The organism is Mycolicibacter arupensis (genome assembly GCF_002086515.1).
In the GTDB taxonomy this organism is placed as follows: Bacteria; Actinomycetota; Actinomycetes; order Mycobacteriales; family Mycobacteriaceae; genus Mycobacterium; species Mycobacterium arupense.
The window spans coordinates 49975-69933 of the sequence record NZ_MVHH01000018.1 but is presented as its reverse complement, the minus strand read 5'-3'; the positions used below and the strand labels follow the sequence as shown (position 1 = coordinate 69933).

Below are 19959 nucleotides of genomic sequence, written 5' to 3'. Positions count from 1 at the left end.
GCCCCCACCCCACCTCGACCACGGCCAACCCCGCACCAACCACTACCACCACCCCGAAAAACTGCTGCGGGAAAGCGAAGACGACGACGGGCCGTGAGTGCGTGAGCGGTTGCGCTAATCCAGATAGCCGTTGGCGCGGTACCAGTCGTAGCCGGCGCGCAGTGCGGTAGCGAACGGCGTGAAGGGCACGCCCAGCTCCTCGCGCGACTTGGTGGCATCGGCGAAGATCTCCGACGTGGACAGCCGCATCTGGCGAGCGTCGATCGGCAGCCGGGGCCCCACCACGGCACGCGCCACACTGACTGCCGCCGCGCCCACCGGAATGAACCAGCGGGGCAACATGACCGAGGGTGGGCGCCGACCGAAAAGCCCGTTCGCGACGGTGAACGCCTCACGGAAAAGCAGGTTTTCACCACCCAGGATGTAGCGCTCCCCGATGCGTCCCCGCTCGGCGGCGGCGATATGACCTGCCACCACATCATCGACAGAGACGAAATTGGTGCCACCGGGCGCCGCGAACCACAACCGCCCGTGTTGCGCTTCGACCAGCATCGCGCTGGCGATGCGGTTGACATCGCGAGGACCGATGACCGCGGACGGGTTCACGATCACCACCGGCAGACCGGCAGCAGCGGCACTCTGCAGCTCGGCCTCGGCGAGATGCTTACTGTGCGCGTAGGGGAACTGCCTCGGGCGAATGTTGAACTCGTCGGTCTCGACCAGATGATGGCCACGAGCCGGAATACCCAGGGACGCCAGTGAACTGGTGTACACAAACCGGCTAACGCCGGCCCGTATGGCCGCGGCGGCCATGTCGCGGGTGCCGTCGACGTTGGTGCGGTACAGCCGGGTCTGGGTGCGATAGCGCCAGTAGTCCGAGATCGCCGCGGTGTGGAACACCCAGTCGCAGTCGGCCATAGCCTCGGCCAGGGCATCCACGCCGTCGTTGACGTCGCCTATCCGGGACTCGTAGTCCATTCCCTCCAGCGCCGCCAGGGGCGATGTCGGACGGTGCAGGACACGCACTTGAATGCCCCGCTCCAGCAATGCGGCGACCAGATTCGATCCGACGAAACCGGTCCCGCCGGTGACGAATGCGCGCATGCCGATCAGAACCGGTAGGTGGTGACGCCGACCTCGACGCCCGAGCCCGCCGCCATGATCAGCGCGACATCGCCCGGCTTGACCAGCCCGCGCCGGCGTGCGTCGGCGATCTGGTAGGGCAGGGTCGAGGTGAACGGGTCACTGCTGACGCCTTGGGCCTCAAGGTCGACGAACCGCGACCGGTCCACCCCGATGTGTGCCGCCAGCTCGTCGAGCGCCGCGCCAGGCAGGTACGGCGGGAACACCACTGCGATGTCCGCCGGGTCCAGCCGCTCCAGGGTGAGCAGCTCCTTGACCGAAGCCGGCAGGCAGCTCACGTAGATCGCGGCCAGGTTCGGGTCGCGGTCGACCCGCAGCCACATCCGGCCCTCGCGTTCCTGGGTGTACGTGGCCAGCGCACCCCGGTACTCGGGGTGATGACCGAACACGAAGCGGCCGAAGCCTTCCGGTCCGTGGCTGGGGCTCAGCATGATCGCCGAACCCATCTCGGTGATGCCGTTGCGGGCGTAGCCGGTCTCCGGTGCGTTGTTCTCGACTTCCGAGGCGAGCACCATGGCATGCGCGGTCCGGCCGGCGCCGATCATGCCTGCTGCGACATGGCAGCCGTTGAGGAAGCCGACCGATCCGTTGAGGACGTCGAACGCGAAGGTCTTGGGGGCGTCCGCCGATTCCGGCTCGGCATTGATCCCGACCTCCCCGGCGACCAGGGTGGCCACCGCAGGCTCACTGAGGAAGTCGTCACGGTAGATGCCGGCGTGGATGACCAGGCCGACGTCGGTGCGCTCGACACCGCTGTCGGCCAGGCATGCGCTGGCCGCGTCGGTGGCGAACTGGATCGAGCTGGGCTTGGGCGCATCCGGACCGGTACCGGGCAACACCATCCCCATGCCTTCGATGCGGACCCGCGGTGTCGCCGGCAGGTCCCGGCGCCCCCCGCCAGAGCGGCCGCCGCGCGCGCCATGGCGAGCCGGGGTGTTGCCGGCCCGCCGCATCCGATCGGGCAGGTCGTCGAAGGTGTAGAGCCCGGTGCCGATGGTCTGCCCAGAGCCGGTGATCGACAGCACCACGTTGTCGCCGGAGTTGATACGGCCCGCATTGATGTAGTCATACAGCGCAACGAAGTGCGTTGTGGTAGCGGTGTTTCCACGCTCCGCAAGATTGCAGATGGTGTTGGCCCGGCTCGCCGCGCCGGCACCGAAGACCCGGTTGATGGTCAAGATGGCGTCGTTGATCGACGCCTCCGAGGTCTGGTGCATCAGCAGCTGATCGGCGGTCTCGGGGCGCCAGCCGTGCCGCTGCATGACCGCGGCCACATACGGCACCGAGTGTTTCACCGCGATCGCGGTCTGGGTCACCGAGTCGGTGACCATGATGGCGCCGCCGTGCGGGCCTTCGGTGGCCTTGGCGATGCACAGCTTGGCGAATTCGCTGAACGTGGCCAGGTCCAGGTCGTGGAAGCCGACCCGGTCGTTGGGGCCCAGTTCGAGCACCGCGGCGGCCCCGGCATCTCCCACGGTCAGGCAGGCCAGTCGCGGATCCATGGCGCTTTCGATCTCTTGCTGCGCGGTTTCGGTGATGTGGCTGATGTATTCGCCACTGACCACCAGCGCGTTGCGCACCAGACCGGTCTTGAGGAAGTCCTGGGCCACGCTGACACCGGTGAACATGCCCGCGCAGGCATTGTTGATGTCGAAGCAGACGGCACCCGTCAGCCCGAGCTGGTCACGGAACTGCGACGCGGTGCTCGGCTCGAAGGTGAACATGTGCTCCGGGCCATCGCAGCGCGAGATGTTGCAGGCGATCACCAGGTCGATGTCTTCGGGGGCGTAACTGGACCGCGAGAGGCAGTCCGCGATCGCCTTGCGGCCCAAGTCGATCGAGAACTCGTCCTGGCCTGCCATGCGCCGATTCTTGATGCCGGTGAGGCGTTCCAGCGGGATCTTCACCTCGTTGACGCAGTCGGCCAGCACCTGTTCGGTGGAGACCGCTCGCGGCGGCAGGTAGACGCCCAGGCTCTCGATCACGACGTTGCGGGCCGGGCCCGTCTGGACGGGCTTGATCACCGGGGTGGCAACAGCTTTGGGCGGGGCCGGCGCGGCCGCGACGGGTGCCGGCGGTTCGACCGGGGCAGCGGGTTGGCCTCCGATCGGTCCGAACTCAGCCGCCAGCTCAGCGATGGTGCCATAGACGAACAGGGACTCCGGCCGCAGCTCCAGGCCCAGCTCCCCCACCCGGACGGCGACTTCGAGCGCCTGAGTGGAGGCACCGCCAAGAGCGAAGAAGTCATCGGTCACGCCGACGCGCTCCACATCGAGCACCTCGCGCCAGATCTGGGCCAGGGCCTCTTCGGTGGCGTCGCGGGGCGCGATGAACTCCGTCGGGGCGGCGTCGAGGTCCTTGTCGAGGGCCAGCAGCGCCCGGCGGTCGACCTTGCCACTGGCCGACAGCGGCAGCAGATCGGTCGTGCGGAACACCGCCGGAACCATGGCTGCCGGAACCAGATCGAGCAGGAACCGGCGCAGTTCCGCGGTTCCGGGTGCGGCGGCCACCGGCACGATGTGCGCGATCAACGTGGTGTTCCCGGCGGCGTCTTTGCGCGCGACGACGGCACTCTCAGCGATACCGGGGTGTTGGGCCAGCGCGGCCTCCACCTCGCCGAGCTCGATCCGGAAACCGTTGATCTTCACCTGGTCGTCGCGCCGTCCCAGGTATTCGATGTTGCCGTCCGGCCGGTAGCGGGCCAGGTCGCCGGTGCGGTAAAGCAAGGCACCCGGCACAGAGCTGAACGGGTCGGCCAGAAATGCGGCGGCGGTGGCCTCGGGCCGGTTCAGATAGCCGCGGGCCACCCCTACGCCGCCGATGTGCAGCTCGCCGGGGACCCCGATCGGAACGGGCTTTCCAGCGGCGTCCAGCAGGTGGATGGCGATGTTGGCGATCGGCCGACCGATCGGGACAACCTGATCGGAAACGCCACGCACACAATGGAAATGGGTGACGTCAATCGCAGCCTCGGTCGGGCCGTACAGGTTGTACAGCTCCGCGGGCAACGCCGCGAAGAACGCATCACGCAGGTCCGCGGTCAGCGCCTCACCACTGCAGAACACCCGACGCAGCCCGGTACAGGAGGACGATTCGGGGTCTGCCAAGAAGCGCCGCAGCATGGACGGTACGAAGTGCATGGTGGTGACCCGCTGCTCGACGATGGTGCGCGCCAGGTACGCGGAGTCCTTGTGACCCTCAGGTTTGGCGATCACCACCCTCGCGCCAACCGTCAACGGCCAGAAGATCTCCCACACGAAGGGATCGAAGTTGATCGGGGTCTTATGCAGAACCCGGTCTTCGGCGGTCAGCCGGTAGGCGTCCTGCATCCACAGCAACCGGTTGCGGATGCCGGCGTGGGTGTTCAACGCGCCCTTCGGCGTCCCGGTCGAACCCGAGGTGTACATGAGGTAGGCGAGATCGTCGGAGGCGGCAGGAGTCTCGGGCGCATCGGTTTCCTCGGCCGGCGCCGTGGACGGCTGGTCCAGACACAACCGCGCGCCGGTGAAACCTGCCGGCACGTGCGCCAGATGCTCGCGGTGGGTCACGCAGACCGGGGCATCGGGAATGTCGGCGAGCATCGCCTCCATCCGGCCGGTGGGCTGGGCAGGGTCCAACGGCAAGAAGACGCCACCGGCCTTGAGCACGCCGAGCAGCGCGATCACCAGGTCCTCGGAGCGTTCCAAGAGGACCGGCACCACGGCCGGCCCCGAGCCGCCTCCCACACCGAACTGACGCAACCGATGCGCCAGTGCGTTGGCCCGCCGGTCCAGTTCGCCGTAGCTGACATCACGGCCGTCGTAACTGACTGCGATCGCGTCCGGGGTACGGGCAGCGCTGACGGCGACCATCTGGTGCAGGGTCGCGGGTGCGTCCGACATGGCCGTGTAGTCGACTGCGGTGTCGTTCCACGACGCGATCGCGTGGCGCTCGGCGTCGGTGAGCAGATCGAGCTCCGAAACCGGGGCGTCAGCCGCGCCGGGTTGCGCCAACTCGGTCAGCAGCAACGTGAAGTGCGCGCCCATGGCCTCGATGGTGGCCGCATCGAACAGATCGGTGTTGTACTGCAGTGCGACCTGAAGCTCCCGGGCGTCATCGGGGCCCTGCTCACCCACCTGCATGGTGATGTCGAACGGTGAACCGCCCTGACCGATGTAGAGGGTCTCCAGGCCCAGCACCGTGTCGGATGCGAGTTCCCCGACCGTGTCTTCGTCGAACAGCCTGACCTGCTGCCAGGCGAAGGACACCTGGAACAGGGGGGTTCGCGCGGCGTCACGCACCGGCCGTAACCGCTCGACCAGCAGCGGAAGCGGGTATTCCTGGTGGCCGATCGCACCGAGGACGGTGTCTTTGACCTGGGCCAGCAAGGTGGCAAAGCTCGGGTCGCCGGCAACGTCGACGCGCAACGGCAGCGGGTTGGTGACGTAGCCGACCATGCCCATCAGCCCAGCCCGGTCACGGCAGGCGAACGGCGAGCCGATCACCAGGTCGTCTTGGCCGCTGTAGCGGTGCAGCAACACCGCGTACGCCGCCAGCAGGGTCATGTAGGGCGTCGCTCCGACGGTCCGCGCCACCTGCTTGATCCCTGCCGTGACCGCAGCGTCGACGCTGAACCGGTGCAACGCACCGTCATAGGTCTGCACGGCAGGCCGCGGCCGGTCGGTGGGCAACGCCAGGGTGGGGAGCTCACCGCTGAGCTCCTCGCGCCAGTACTCCCACAGACGTTCGCCGTCGGGCCCGGCCAGCATCTGGGCCTGTTGCGCGGCGTAGTCGACGTAGCGGTCGGCAGCCGCCTGCGGAGCGTCGGCGCCGTGCTCGGCGGCGTAGAGCGAACGCAGCTCGTCGAGAATGATGTCGATGGACCAGAAGTCGACGGCGATGTGATGCACCGTCAGCACCAGCACCTGGTCGTCGGGCCGCTGGAGCAGGGTCAGCCGCAGCACGGGCCCGGTGCGCAGGTCAAAGGGTCGATCGATCTCGGCCTGGACCCACTGGTCGACCTCTGCGGCGTCCGCACCGATCCGATGGATGGCCAGGCGCAGTGGCCAGTGCGCATGGACCAGTGCGACCGGCTGGCCGTCCCGCTCGGTGTAGGTGGTGCGCAGCATCGGGTGCCGATCCACCAGCGCCTGGGCCGCCCGCTCCAGGGCAGGCACGTCCAGGCCGCCCGTGATGCGGCCCGCGTAGGCAACCGTGTAGGCGGCGCTGTCGGGAGCGAGCCGGTGCATGAACCACATCGAGCGCTGCCCGTAGGACAACTCGTGTTCGGACGCGGCTTCCTGGGCCTTGGCCATCAGCAGCTGAGCCAGCAGCTCGCGCTTCTTCTCCGGCGACAGGCTGGAGATGTCCGAGGGCACGTCGGGACGATCCGTCACGCCCCACCCCCGTCCTCGGCCATCATCTTGGCCAGCAGTGCGTCAACCGCGTCGTCGGAGAGCTCGGTGACCTGCGCGAGCAGCTCCATCTCCTGCGAGGGCGCCGCCTCGGCGCTCGCCGCCGCCGCGGTCCCGGCGTCGGCCACGACCCGGTCCGGCGTGGCGGCCAACTGCTCGCCGAGCCAGCTGGACAGGCTCACCACACTCGGGCCGTCCAGCAACCGGGCAACAGGAACCACGATACCGAGCTCACGTTCGACCTGGATGCGAAGTTCCAGGGTGATCAGCGAATCCACCCCGAGACTGTTCAGCGGCGCGTTCACGTCCAGACCGGCCGGAGCCAGGCCCAGCTTGCCCGCGACCAGATCCCGCAGGTAGTTCGCCAACAGCTGCTGCCGCTCCTGCGGGCCGGCGGCCTGCACCGCCTCGAACAGGCCGCTGCCGGATCCCGCACCTTCGGGGCCGCCGGCCGCCGCTGCCTGCAAGTCCCGCAGCAGCGACGACTGCGCGCTCGGACGCCACCGCGCCCAGTCGATGTCGAGCACCATCGCTTCGGTCGCGTCATCGGCCAACAGCGCCGCCAGGGCCGCGAGGTACGTCTGGGCCGACAGGCCCTCGACTCCGTAGTGGGAGAAGTGCCGGTGCAGCTCGGAGTTGGTGAACATACCCAGCCCGGCCCAGGGGCCGAAGTTGATGCTCAGCGCCGGCCGCCCGGCCGCCCGGCGATGCCAGGCCAGCGCGTCCAGGAACGCGTTCGCCGCACCGTAGTTGGCGGCACCGGGCGAACCCAACACGGACGCAGCCGAGGAGAACAGCACGAAGAAGTCCAGCTCGGCATCGGCAGTCAAGGCGTGAAGATTCCATGCGCCCTGCACCTTGGGCGCCATGACCGCGCGCAGCTTCGCCGCGTCCAGACGCGCAAGAATCGCGTCGTCGACCGTGCCGGCCGCGTGGATGACACCGCGCAGCGGTGGCATGGACGCTTCGATGGTGGCCAGCGCTGCGGCAACGTCATCGGCGTGGGTGACATCGCCCTGCGCGATCGTCACCTCGACGCCACGTGCCCGCAGGCTCTCCAGCGTCGCCTGCGCCGCCGCCGACGGCGCACTACGCCCCATCAGGACCAGGTGGCGGGCACCGCTGTCGGCCAGCCAACCGGCGACCTTGCCCCCGACCGCGCCGAGTCCACCGGTGACCAAGTAGGTGGCTTCGCCGTGAATGTCGCCGCCCCGCAGCCCGCCGGCCTGCTCCGACGGCGCCGTGTAGGGCTCCAGCCGTGCGACGTAGCGGCGGTGGCCGCGCAGGGCCACGTCGGACTCGTGATCGCCGGACTCACCGCGGTCCGACCAGATCTCGCTGAACAGGCCCCGCAGTTCCTCGGGACCGCCGTCGGCGGACAGGTCGACGCCGGTGGCCCGCAACTCGGGGTACTCGTGGTCGATGGAGCGGCCCAGGCCCCAGACCGGCGACTGCGCGACAGCCAGTGCCTCGGGCTGGTGTTCGCCGGCGGGCTGTGCGCCGCGCGTCACCAGCCACACCCGTGGCGATTCCGGCCAACCGGCCAGCGTCAGCGCCTGGATCAGGTTCACCACGCTCAGTGTTCCCACGACTGCCGCCGTCTCCAGCGATTCGGTGGTGGTGTCAGCCGGCGAAGCGGCCAGCAGGTTCCACAGGTGCAGCACGCCGCGGCAGTGCGGACGGTCGCCGCCGAACGCGGCGCGCAGCAGCTCGGCGAAGTGCTCCGGGCGGCCCGGATCGATCCGGTAGCTGTCGGCGCTCACCCGCTCGATCTCGGCAAGGCCGACCACCGGCTCCACCAACACGCAGGACTGGGACTGCGCCTCGAGGTGGTCGCGCAGAGTGTCGGCGACCGGGCCGTCGGACAGGATCAGCCAGCTTCCGGCCTCGACGGGCCGACTGTCACCGTCCGTGTCCAGCGAGGCCGGTTGCCAGCGGATTCGGTAGCTGCGCTCCCGCGGGTCCACCGGGGCGGTGATGACGGCCGGCACGTGCGACCGGTCAGCAGACAACGTTCCGGTGGCCAGCAAGGACCAGTCAGCCCCCGCGTTGCCGTAGCACTCGAACACCTCACCGGTCAGGGCGAACTGCACGGTGCGGGCCTGCCCCAGACCACCGCGCACGCTGAGCTCGGCGACCGAGCGGGTGCCGGGGCCGAACGCGACCTCAGCCGCCGTCAACGCCAACTCGGCCAGCTGCTCGGCCGACAGTGTCGAGGTGGTCAGATCGATCTCGGCCAGCACGGTGTCGGGCTGCGCCGCCGACCGGATCGGTCCGCGCCAACCCCCGCCGGGGGCGCCGGAATTGTGCCGCGGCGCGGCAATGGAACCGGCGTTGAGCCAGGAGTGCACTCGCTGCCAGGGGTAGGTCGGGGCCGGCACACAGCGGCTGTCTTCGGGATAGATGGCGTCCCACGCGACCCGCTGTCCCAGCGTGTAGAGGGTGCCCAGCGAACTGAGCATGGTCGAGCGCCCGTCATCGTCGCGGCGCATCGATGGCAGCAGGGTGGCGCTGCGGTGGAGGTGCTCGGCATCCTCGCGAGCACCGGTCAACAGAATCGGGTGCGGACTGAGTTCGACGAACGTCGAGTGACCGCTTTCGAGCAGCCGTCGCAGGGCCGGTGAGAACCGGACCGGGGAGCACAGGTTGGCCACCCAGTAGTCGGCGTCCAGCAGCTTCTCGGCGACCAGTTCGCCGGTGACCGTGGAATACATCGGCACCGACGGTGCGGTCGGCTTCAGCTTCACCAAACTCCCCCGCAGGCCCGCGGCGAGCGCCTCCATCTGGGGGCTGTGTGATGCGACGTCGACGTCGATCCAGCGGCAGAACCGGTCCCGGGCCACCAGCTTGTCCATCAACTGCTCGAGGACCTTGCGCTCACCGGCGAGCACCGTCGAGCGGTAGCTGTTGCTCGCAGCGACGGCTACCTCGCGTTCGTGTCCGGCGATGAGCTCCTGCGCTTCGACCAATGTGGTCTCGGTGACCATCATCGCTCCGCGGCCACGAACCCCGCGCAGCATCCTGGCGCGGGCACAGATCACCCGGGCCGCGTCATCGAGACTCAGGGCACCCGCGACATGCGCGGCCGCGGCCTCACCGAGGCTGTGCCCGACCACCGCGGTGGGCTCGACGCCCCACGACCGCCACAGCGCCGCCAGGGCCACCTGAATGGCGAAGATCGTCGGCTGCAGGATGCCGATGTCTTTGAGCTTGGATTTGTCCTCGCCGCGGGCCAATTCCTTGAGGATCGAGTGCCCCAAATGCGGGAAGAGCGCGTCATCACAGGCCGCCAGGGCCTCGGCGAACACCGGCTCGTCGGCCTGCAGCCGACTCGCCATGCCGTGCCACTGCGAGCCCTGACCGGAGAAGATGAACGTCACACCGGGACCTGGCCGATTCGGGGCACAGTGCCCCACGGACAGTCCGGGCCGCGACTCGCCCTGCCGGTAGGCGGACAGCGACTCGAACATGGCCGCCGGGGTGTCGCCGACCACCGAGAGGCGGTAGTCGTGGTGGCCGCGGCGGGCACCGGCGGTGTAGCAGAGGTCGGTCAACGCAGCGCCGCCCATGAGTCCGCCCGAGAATAGGGCCATCTCGTACTCGCCGACCAACGCGGTCAGCGCCTCCGGCGATCGTGCGGACAACGCGAGCAGCTCGGCTCGCGGTGCCGCGGTGTCGTCGTGGTAGCTGCTGCGTGCCTGCGGAGCCTCGGTGAGCACAACGTGGGCGTTGGTTCCGCCGAACCCGAACGAGCTGACCCCGGCGATCGCCCGGCTGCCCGCCGGCCACGGGGTCAACTTCTGGACCACCTCGAGCGGCAACCGGTCGAATCCGATGTGCGGGTTGGGCTCGGTGTAGTTCAGGCTGGCCGGGATCTCCCGGTGCTGCAACGACAGCGCCACCTTGATCAGGCCTGCGACACCGGCCGCCGCCTCCAGGTGGCCGATGTTGGTCTTGACCGAGCCGACCAGGCAGCGACTGCCCTCCGGGCGGCCCTCGGCCAGCGCGGCGCCCAAGGCGTTGGCCTCAATGGCGTCGCCGATCGATGTGCCGGTGCCGTGCGCCTCGATGTACTGGACCGCGCTGGCCGGCAGGCCCGCCCGGCGGAACGCCTCGTTGACCACGACCTCCTGCGCGCGCCCACTGGGGGCGATCAGGCCGTTGGTGCGGCCGTCGGAGTTGGTGGCACTGCCGCGGATCACTGCGTAGACCGGGTCGTTGTCCTCCAGCGCCCGACTCAGAGGCTTGAGCACTACCACTCCGGCCCCTTCACCGCGGACGTAGCCGTCGGCATCTGCGTCGAAGGTCTTACAGCGGCCGTCGGGAGCCATCACCCGGGCCTTGCTGAAGTTGATCGCCAACGCCGGCGACAGGATCACGTTCACCCCGGCGGCCAGCGCCATGGAGCATTCACCGTCACGCAGACTGCGGCACGCCAAATCGACGGCAACCAGCGAAGACGAGCAGGCGGTGTCGATCGACATGCTGGGCCCGTGGAAGTCGAACGTGTACGACAGCCGGTTGGCGGCAATGCTCAGCGCGTTGCCGGTTCCGGTGTAGGCGTCGACGAGCTGCGGCTGCCCCAACCGCAGGAAGCCGTAGTCATTGGTGGAGATTCCGACGAACACACCGGTGCGACTGCCCGCCAGCGCGTCCGGAACCTGACCGGCGTCCTCCAGCGCTTCCCAGGCCACCTCGAGCAGCAGCCGCTGCTGCGGGTCCATCTGCGCGGACTCGCGCGGTGAGATCCCGAAGAACTGGAAATCGAACTGGTCAACCTGGCCAAGGAAGCCGCCGCGGCGGGTGACCGCGGTGCCCGGAACCGACGGGTCGGGATTGTAGAAAGCATCGACGTCCCAGCGGTCCGCCGGAACATCGGTGGTCGCGTCCATCCCACCCGACAGCAGCCGCCAGAATTCGTCGGGCCCGTCAGCACCCGGGAATCGACAGCCGATACCGACGATCGCGATGGGCTCGTCGACAGCGGGGCGCTCGGCGCGCTCGGCTGCGGCCCCGGCTCCCGGGTCCACCGGCGTTGCCGTGGCGACCCGGGCCAGGTGCGCCGACAGGATGTCGATCGACGGGTATTCGTAGGCGATGGTCGGAACCAGCTCGCAGCCCAGCCAGTTCTCGAGGGCACTGGAGAGCCGGACCGCGTGAATGGAGTCCAGGCCGTAGAACGCGAACGGCTTGGCGGGGTCGATCTCGGCGATGGGCAGCTCGAGATCCTGGGCCAGCCGCTCGATGAGCCACGCCCTGATCTCGTCGGCACTGCGGCCGCCCGGTGCGGCCTGCGCCGGCGCCGGCTCGGCCGGGGCCTGCGACGGCACGGCTGCGGCCGCCGACGGCCACTGCGCCACCACCGGCAGCTCACCGTCGAGGTACTGCTGCTTGCACGCGCTGCGCTGGATCTTGCCGCTGGAGGTGGTGGGCAGCTGCAACGGCTGAACCAGCACCACGGCGTGGGTGCGCACCGAATGGTTCTGGGTGACGGCGGTGCGGATGACCTGCATGGCCTCGTCCGCCTGCTCGCCGCTGACCCGGCTCGGGTCAACCTCCTGGACCACCACCAGCTGCTCGGCCGCGCCGGGCTCCGGGGCGATCGAGAACACCGCGCCGCGCCCACGCAGCAGCGCCGGGTTGGTGTCCTGGACGGTCAGCTCGATGTCGTTGGGATAGTGATTGGTGCCGCGGATGATGATCAGATCCTTGCGGCGACCGGTGACGAAGAGCTCCCCGGAATGCAGGAAGCCCAGGTCGCCGGTGCGCAGGAACGGGCCCTCACCGGTGTCGGCCAGCGTCGCGGAGAAGGTTTCGGCGGACAGCTCCGGGGCGCCCCAGTAGCCATGCGCGACACTGCCCCCGGACACCCAGATCTCGCCGACCTGGTCGCCAGCGCATTCCAGCTGGGTCTCGGGGTCGACGATGATCACCCGCTGGCCGCCGCGTGGCTTACCGCATCCCACCATGGTCGCCACGTTGGGATTGTCAGCGGCGACGTCGATCACCCGGTTGTCGCCGAGCGCGACCCGGTCCACGTGCTGCACCATCGGCACCGGCAGGTCCGACCCACCGGACACCAGCAGGGTGCCCTCGGCCAGTCCATACACGGGGTAGAACGCCTCGGGCCGGAAGCCGGCCGGCGCGAACAACTCGGCGAAGCCGTCCAGGGTGGCGGTACGCACCGGTTCGGCGCCGCACAGCGCCACCGACCAGTTGGACAGGTCCAGCGCGGCCCGCTCCTGCGGGGTGCTCAGCTCGACGCACAGGTCGAAGGCGAAGTTCGGCGCGGCGGTGATCATGGCGCGGTGCCGCGAGATGGCCTCCAGCCACCGCATCGGGCGCTTGATGAACGCCGTTGGCGGCATCAGGATCGAATGGCCACCGACATACATCGTTCCCAACAAGCCGCCGATCAGACCCATGTCGTGGTACGGCGGCAGCCAGAACACCCCGGTCACATACGGCATGTCGGGGTTCGCGCCCCAGGCCTCAGCGATGGTCACCAGGTTGTGCACCAGGTTGCCGTGGGTCAGCACCACGCCCTTGGGCGCACTGGTGGACCCGGAGGTGTACTGCAGCATCGCGATGCTCTCGCCATCGATCTGCGGCGGCACCCAGTTCGCCTCGCTGCCGGCGGCATCGCCGTCGGTGAGCGTCCAGCGCAGCGCCTGGCCGCCCGGCAGCCCGTCGATAGCGGGTTTGATCTTGGGCTCGATCTCACTGGTGGTGAGCGCATAGCCGGGCTGGACGTCGGCGATGATCGACTCGACACGCGGCAGCAAGTGTTCGCGCATCGGTGGATGCACCGGGATCGCGATGGCTCCGGCGTACAGACAGCCGAAGAAACTGGCGATGAAGTCCAGGCCCGGAGGACACAGCACCAGCACGCGTTTCCCGGTTGCCCCCTGACTTTGCAGGTCGGCCGCGATGTGGCGGGCGCGCCGGTCCAGCTCTCGGTAGGTGACCTGGCTTATTTCGTGCTCATCGCCGTCGCGCGAGAAGGTGAATGCCAGGTTGTCACCGCGCCGCGCCGCGCGCTGCGTCAGAAGGTCAACCAGCGTGCGCAGAGTATGCACGGTGTCGTCCGGCCCGCTCATCGATCACGTCTCCTGTATGGCTGGGGTAGTAGATGGGGCCCAAGAACTCCGTAGGCAACCTTGATTAAGGCTACCTTAAGAGGCCGGACGTCCAATCCGGAGATTTTCGGCGACGACTACCCCGCCGAGCAAGTTAGGAGACCCCATCACGTGGTCGCCCGGAATCAGCCCTCCAGCTTGTACCCGAGTCCACGCACGGTAACCAGGTGCACTGGATTGGCCGGATCGGCCTCGATCTTGGACCGAAGTCGTTTGACGTGGACGTCCAAGGTCTTGGTGTCACCGACATAGTCGGCGCCCCAGACCCGGTCGATCAACTGTCCGCGCGTGAGCACCCGGCCGGTGTTGCGCATCAGGTACTCGAGCAGGTCGAACTCCTTGAGCGGCAAGGTGATCTGCTCGCCGTTGACCATCACCACGTGCCGTTCGACGTCCATGCGCACCGGGCCCGACTCCAGTACGCCCTCACCGACGCCACCCTCGTCGTCGCCGCCGCGACGCAGGACCGCACGGATCCTGGCGATGAGCTCGCGAGCCGAGTACGGCTTGGTGACGTAATCGTCGGCGCCCAGTTCCAGGCCGACGACCTTGTCGATCTCACTGTCGCGGGCAGTGACCATAATCACCGGCACGCTGGAACGCGCACGCAGTTGCTTGCAGACGTCGGTGCCGGACATGCCCGGAAGCATCAGATCCAGTAGCACGATATCGGCGCCGGCCCGGTCGAATTCGGCCAGCGCCGCGGTTCCGTCACCCACCACAGTGGCTTCGAAACCCTCTTTACGCAGCAGGAATGCCAGCGGGTCTGCCAGCGATTCCTCGTCCTCGACGATCAAGACGTGCGTCATCCCGGCTGCTCCTCCCGGTAGGAACCCTCTGCGTCATCAACAGTGGGTCTGATCACGGCTCCTCCTTCTCTTGGTCCACACTGCCCTGGTATGCCGGAATCGCCAAGGTGAATGTCGAACCGGTGCCCGGCTGGCTCCACAGCGTGATGGTGCCGTTGTGGTTGGCGGCCACATGTTTGACGATCGCCAACCCCAGCCCGGTCCCCCCGGTGGCCCGTGAACGGGCCTTGTCGCTGCGGAAGAACCGTTCGAACACGCGCTGCTGATCTTTGGGCGCAATGCCAATCCCACGGTCGGTCACGGCGATCTCGATAAAGCCCTCCCGGCGACGCCGGCTGATCGACACCGGCGAACCGTGCGGCGAGTAGGCGATCGCATTGGACACGAGATTGGCCAGTGCAGTCACCAACAGCGGTTCGTCGCCGAGCACACGCAGCCCGCTCGCGGCATCGGTGGTGATCGTGATCTCGGCGTTGTCGGCGGCAACCTTATGCCGGGAGATCGCCTCGTTGACCACGGCGTCGACGTCGACGACACCCAGGTCCGGCAGCGGGTCGGCCCCCTGCAGCCGGGACAGCTCGATCAGCTCACCGATCATGCTGGCGAGCCGATTGGCCTCCACCAGCACCCGCTCGGCGAACGGCCGCACCGCCTCGGGGTCATCGGCTGAAGCCAGCAGCGCTTCGGCTAGCAGCCCCATCGCCCCCACCGGCGTTTTGAGTTCGTGGCTGACATTGGCCACGAAGTCACGGCGACTGGCCTCCATGCGGGCCTGCTCGGACTGGTCATCGACGATCACCACCGCGAACCGCTGATCGTCCTCCGACAGCAATCGGGCATAGCCGCGCACCGCCGACAGGTCCGCCCGGGTGGCACCGGGCGCCCGCTTGGCCACCGTCAGGTCGAAGACGACTTCCTCGCCCGACAGTGCACGCTGGGCGGCCGCCCAGGCCTCGTCGTCGAGCAGACGGCCGTGCACAAGTCCCAGCTCGGTGGCCCGCTCGTTGAGATAGACGACGTCACGGTGGGAGTCGACGACGGCGATCCCCAGCGAGGCGTGCGACACGATCTGCTGGAGCATCTCGGCGACGGTGATCCCGGATCGGTCCGTGGCGGCCTTGCGACGCCGTTCGGCCAGCCGCGGCGGCAACCACACGCCGGCCGCCACTCCTGCCGCCAGCGCAGGAATCGCCGACGCTGCAGCGAGCGTCAGCGCCGAGGTCGCAGCCACGGCAAAATCGTACGCAGTCGGGCAACCCGACCTGACCAGCGCTGGACCACGACGTGCGCCGAATGTGAATTCATCGCGAAGATTTCACCCGGTTTCCACTCCGCATTCACGCTGGACGGCCCGTGGTCGCTACTTAGCGCCCTGGTTTGCCACTGCAGCGGCCCCTGCGGCGGCCGCCTCCGGGTCCAGATAGACACCGCCGGCCACCTTCGGGCGCAGGTCGGCGTCCAAGTCGTAACGCAGCGGGATACCCGTGGGGATGTTCAACCCGACCACGTCGTCATCCGACATCTGGTCGAGGTATTTCACCAACGCCCGCAGCGAGTTGCCGTGCGCCGCGATCAGCACCGTCTTGCCGCACCGCAAGTCCGGGATGACGACGTCGGTGAAGTACGGCAGGAAGCGCGCCACCACGTCGGCCAGGCATTCGGTCAGCGGTCCACCGCCGATGTCGGCGTACCGGGCGTCGGTGTCCTGGCTGTAGCGACTGCCGGCCTCGATGGGCGGCGGCGGGATGTCATAGCTGCGCCGCCACGTCATGAACTGGTCGTCGCCGTAGCGCGCCTTGGTGGCGGCCTTGTCCAGCCCCTGCAGCGCACCGTAATGACGCTCGTTGAGCCGCCAGGTGCGATGCACCGGGATCCAGTGCCGGTCGGCGGCGTCGAGCGCCAGGTTCGCGGTGGTGATCGCCCGGCGCAACAACGAGGTGTAGACCACATCCGGCGCCAGACCGTGTTCTACCAACAGTGAACCGGCGCGGACCGCCTCGGCGCGGCCCTTGTCGGTGAGGTTGACGTCCATCCAACCGGTGAACTGGTTGCTGGCGTTCCATTCGCTTTCGCCGTGGCGCAGCAGCACCAAGGTGGCAGTGTCAGACATGGGCGTCAGTGTCTCAGTCGTCATTGCTGTCGATCAAATGCTCAAACGCCCGCAGGTTCTTCAGCGACTGCCCGGTGGACACCCGCCAGTCCCATTCCTTCTGGATCGATGTGGCGAATCCCAACTCCAACAACGTGTTGAAGTCGAAATCGACCGCTTCGAGCACCTGCCCGAGAACCCGGTCGATCTCCTCGGCGGTCACCGACGCCAGGGCCATCCGGCCCACCAGGTAGATGTCGCCGACGTTGTCCAGCGTGTAGGCCACGCCGTAGAGCCGGCGATTGCGCTTGAGCAGGTACCGATAGACGCCGGCATCGTTCTCGTCCGGCTTGCGACAGACGAAAGCCTCGATGCGCACCGAGTGCTCCCCGACACTGAGCATGGTGTTGGTTTTGAGCTTGCGCTCGCCGGGCAGTTCGACGATCAGGCCCGGCAGCCCGCCGTGGGAACCCGGCGTGGGGGAATAGGTCAGCTCGGCCGCCTGCAGCGTGCTCTCGATGAGCGCCTGCACGTCGCCACTGTTCACGCTCACTGCTGCCTCCCGTATGCGTCGAGTGTGCGATTTACTCGGCGATCCCCCGGGGCAGGCCGTGAAAACCGCACACTCGGCGTCAACCGACAGCGCGAGATCGCCCAGCGATTCACGCGCGCGCTCCACGACGCGCCGGCCAGCGACGGGACCGTCGCGCGGATCCCAGTACCCGCATCCGGCCACTCCGGGCCGCGGCGAAGTCGTCGATCGCCCGGGTGTAGCTGGCCAGTTGAGCGTCGACCGTGCGCTCCCAGGAGAACTTCGCCGCATGTGCGGCAGCGGCCCGGCGCATCGCCCATCCACGAGGTCCGGAACCCAGCCGCAGCAGCTCGTCGAGGGCGCTCGCCCAGGCCTCGATGCCGTGCCCATCCACCAGTCGCCCGGTGACGCCGTCCTGCACCGCCACCGGCAGCCCGCCGACGGCGGCGGCGACCACCGGTGTGCCGCACGCCTGCGCCTCCAGCGCCACCAGGCCGAACGACTCGGAGTAACTCGGCACGGCCACCAGATCGGCGGCCCGGAACAGCGCCGCCAGATTCTCGCGGGACTGCGGCGGCAGGAAGGTCACCCGCTCACTGATACCCAATTCGGCCGCCAACCGAACCAGACCGTCCGGTTCCGCCAACCCGCTGCTGCCCGACGGCCCACCGGCCACCACCACCCGCACTCCGGGCAGCTTCGCCGCCGCCCTCAGCAGGACGTCCGGCGCCTTGAGCGGCTGGATACGGCCGACGAACGCCACGATCGGTTCGTGTTCCGACAGGCCCAAGGCGCTGCGGGCCGCCAGTTTGTCGCCGGGCCGAAACACCTCCAGGTCGACACCCGGGTGTGCCACGTCGATCCGGCGTGGGTCCGCATCGTGCAGGGCGACCAATTGCTGGGCCTCGTCGTCGGTGTTGACGATCAGCCGGTCCGCGGCGTCGACGACCTGTTGCTCGCCGACCATGCGCAGGGGCGGTTCGGGGGCGTCGCCGGCGGCCAGCGCGGCGTTCTTCACCCCGGCCAAGGTGTGGGCGGTGTGCACCAGCGGCACCGCCCAGCGGTCAGCAGCCAGCCAACCGACCTGACCGGAGAGCCAGTAATGCGAATGCACCACGTCGTAGTAGCCGGGTTCGTGGGCGGCCTCGGCACGCAGCACTCCGGCGGCGAACGCGCACAGCTGGGTGGGCAGGTCGTTCTTGTCCAGGCCTTCGAAGGGCCCGGCCACCACGTTGCGCACCAGCACACCCGGCGCGACGTGCTGCACCGGCGGGTCGGCCGACGAGGTGGCGCGGGTGAACACCTCCACTGCGACCCCGCGGCGCGCCAGATGCAGCGCGCTCTGCAATACGTAGACGTTCATGCCGCCCGCATCGCCGGTGCCGGGTTGGGCCAGCGGCGAGGTGTGTACCGACAGCAGCGCTACCCGGTGCACATCGGATCTGACGCCATGGCCCACCCAGCCATCTTGACAGGTCTGGTTAGGCCGACACTTCCGGGACCACACGGGCAACCGGCCCGCGGGAGCGACGCATGGCTCCGACCGGGTCGGCGTACAGCCCGCCCAGCGACACGGTGCCGGCGCCGGCCTCCTGAACGCGGTTGCCGAAAGCGGTGACCCTGATGCTGCGCCCCGACAGCACCGATCGCTGCCGAAACGCCCGCTCCACCTCGGCCATGCCCTCGGGATACTCGGTGAAACCCTGGCCGCCGACCACCAGGTCATCGGGGTTGAGCACGTCGCGCAGCAGCGCCACGGCCTCTCCCAGCGCCCGCGCGCGCTCGGTCAGCAGGGCCGCCGCTCGCTCGTCGCCGCCCCGTGCCTCACGCACCAACGTGGTGACCGCTGCCGCCACGGCGCCGCTGCCCTCCGGCAGCAGACGCAGCCGCCGGGCGGCGGCCAGTACCGCCTCGTCACTGACGGTGGACTCGAGGTGCCCCGACCCGCCGAGCAGCTCCGAGTAGACCGGCAGGCCGGCGATGGTGCCGGGACCGCTGGCGGGGCTGTGCACCCGCCCGCCGATCACCAGGGCGTAGCCGACGGTTTCCCGGGCGTAGACGTACAGGCTGGTGGTGCTGACGGCCGTCGGCCGCCGCACACCGAACAGCAGCTCCGCCCCCGCCATCGCGTCCACGTGGGAGGCCACCGATACCGGCAGGCCCAGCTCTTCGGCCAGCACCGGGCCGACCGGGGCGGCCGTCCAGCCCAGCCGCGGGTGATCCACATGTCCGGTGGCGCCGTCGACCGCGCCACCGATGGCCACCCCGACCCACAGCGGCCGGCGCTTCTGCCACCGGGTCAGGTACCGGCTGGCGCTGGCCGCCAACGACGCCAGCGCCGGTCCCGCCCCCTTGTTGGGGGTCGGGGTCTCGACGACGTCGAGCGTCCGGCCGAGCAGATCGGTGGCCACGATGCTGGTGGTCTTGGCCCCGATGTGCAGGCCCAGGGTGAGGAATGGTTCATGGTTGACCACCACAGGCCGCCGCGGCCGGCCGATCGCCCCGGAAGTGGCCAGGTCGGCGCGCTCCAGCAGCAATCCGGCTTCCAGCAGGGCGCTGACCTGGCGATTGACCGTGGCAACGCTCAATGACGTGGCGCCGGCGATCGCCTCACGGGCGACCGGTCCGTGCTGACGCACGGCGGCGAAGACCTCGGCGCCGGCCGAGTCGGCCAGCTGCAGGGCCGGTGCCACAACGCGGGGATGGGAACGGGGCCGGTCAATGCGGTGGTTGGCCAGGTGAGCGGTGAGAGAGGTAGTGCGCACGAGATGTCCTTGTCTTCAGGAAAGTCCTATTCGGGGCCGGTTACGCCTCACGACCCGGCGGACTCTCCCAAGGAGCGCTACTCGCAGCA

At 68.8% G+C, this 19959-nt stretch carries 9 protein-coding genes; all 9 read right to left on the bottom strand.

What is annotated here, in order from left to right; translation table 11 throughout:
* Positions 1-114: 114 nt before the first annotated feature.
* The 9 genes from BST15_RS10990 to BST15_RS10950 all read right to left on the bottom strand — a co-directional run bounded on the left by BST15_RS10990 (position 115) and on the right by BST15_RS10950 (position 19843).
* Positions 115-1104, bottom strand: coding sequence for an NAD-dependent epimerase/dehydratase family protein (locus tag BST15_RS10990; protein WP_046191521.1), 990 nt, complete (start codon positions 1102-1104; stop codon positions 115-117).
* Positions 1105-1109: 5 nt separating this feature from the next.
* Positions 1110-6518, bottom strand: coding sequence for a non-ribosomal peptide synthetase (locus BST15_RS10985; protein ID WP_046686397.1), 5409 nt, complete (start codon positions 6516-6518; stop codon positions 1110-1112).
* Positions 6515-13636 (bottom strand): type I polyketide synthase, encoded by a 7122-nt coding sequence (locus BST15_RS10980; RefSeq protein ID WP_083070947.1) that lies wholly within the window; start codon positions 13634-13636, stop codon positions 6515-6517. Before BST15_RS10980 ends, BST15_RS10985 begins: the two co-directional genes overlap by 4 nt.
* Before the next feature lie 164 nt (positions 13637-13800).
* Positions 13801-14484 carry a two-component sensory transduction protein RegX gene (regX, locus tag BST15_RS10975; RefSeq protein ID WP_024443448.1) on the bottom strand — a complete coding sequence of 228 codons (684 nt, stop codon included), beginning with the start codon at positions 14482-14484 and terminating at the stop codon, positions 13801-13803.
* A 52-nt stretch (positions 14485-14536) separates the two neighbouring features.
* The gene (locus tag BST15_RS10970; RefSeq protein ID WP_046191281.1) at positions 14537-15715 is read right to left on the bottom strand and encodes a sensor histidine kinase; all 1179 of its coding nucleotides are present in this window, start codon (positions 15713-15715) and stop codon (positions 14537-14539) included.
* A 129-nt stretch (positions 15716-15844) separates the two neighbouring features.
* Positions 15845-16594 (bottom strand): phosphoglyceromutase, encoded by a 750-nt coding sequence (locus BST15_RS10965; RefSeq protein WP_046191282.1) that lies wholly within the window; start codon positions 16592-16594, stop codon positions 15845-15847.
* Between the two features lie 13 nt (positions 16595-16607).
* Positions 16608-17120 carry a type III secretion system chaperone family protein gene (locus BST15_RS10960; RefSeq protein ID WP_046191283.1) on the bottom strand — a complete coding sequence of 171 codons (513 nt, stop codon included), beginning with the start codon at positions 17118-17120 and terminating at the stop codon, positions 16608-16610.
* A 115-nt stretch (positions 17121-17235) separates the two neighbouring features.
* Positions 17236-18564, bottom strand: coding sequence for a D-inositol-3-phosphate glycosyltransferase (gene mshA, locus BST15_RS10955; protein ID WP_109370768.1), 1329 nt, complete (start codon positions 18562-18564; stop codon positions 17236-17238).
* Between the two features lie 22 nt (positions 18565-18586).
* The gene (locus BST15_RS10950; protein WP_276037691.1) at positions 18587-19843 is read right to left on the bottom strand and encodes an ROK family protein; all 1257 of its coding nucleotides are present in this window, start codon (positions 19841-19843) and stop codon (positions 18587-18589) included.
* Positions 19844-19959: the final 116 nt, after the last annotated feature.

Excerpts from the sequence above, each read along its gene's own strand:
- BST15_RS10990 (WP_046191521.1), bottom strand. The coding sequence starts at position 1,104 with ATGCGCGCATTCGTCACCGGCGGGACCGGTTTCGTCGGATCGAATCTG.
- BST15_RS10980 (WP_083070947.1), bottom strand. The coding sequence starts at position 13,636 with ATGAGCGGGCCGGACGACACCGTGCATACTCTGCGCACGCTGGTTGAC.
- regX (WP_024443448.1), bottom strand. The coding sequence starts at position 14,484 with ATGACGCACGTCTTGATCGTCGAGGACGAGGAATCGCTGGCAGACCCG.
- BST15_RS10965 (WP_046191282.1), bottom strand. The coding sequence starts at position 16,594 with ATGTCTGACACTGCCACCTTGGTGCTGCTGCGCCACGGCGAAAGCGAA.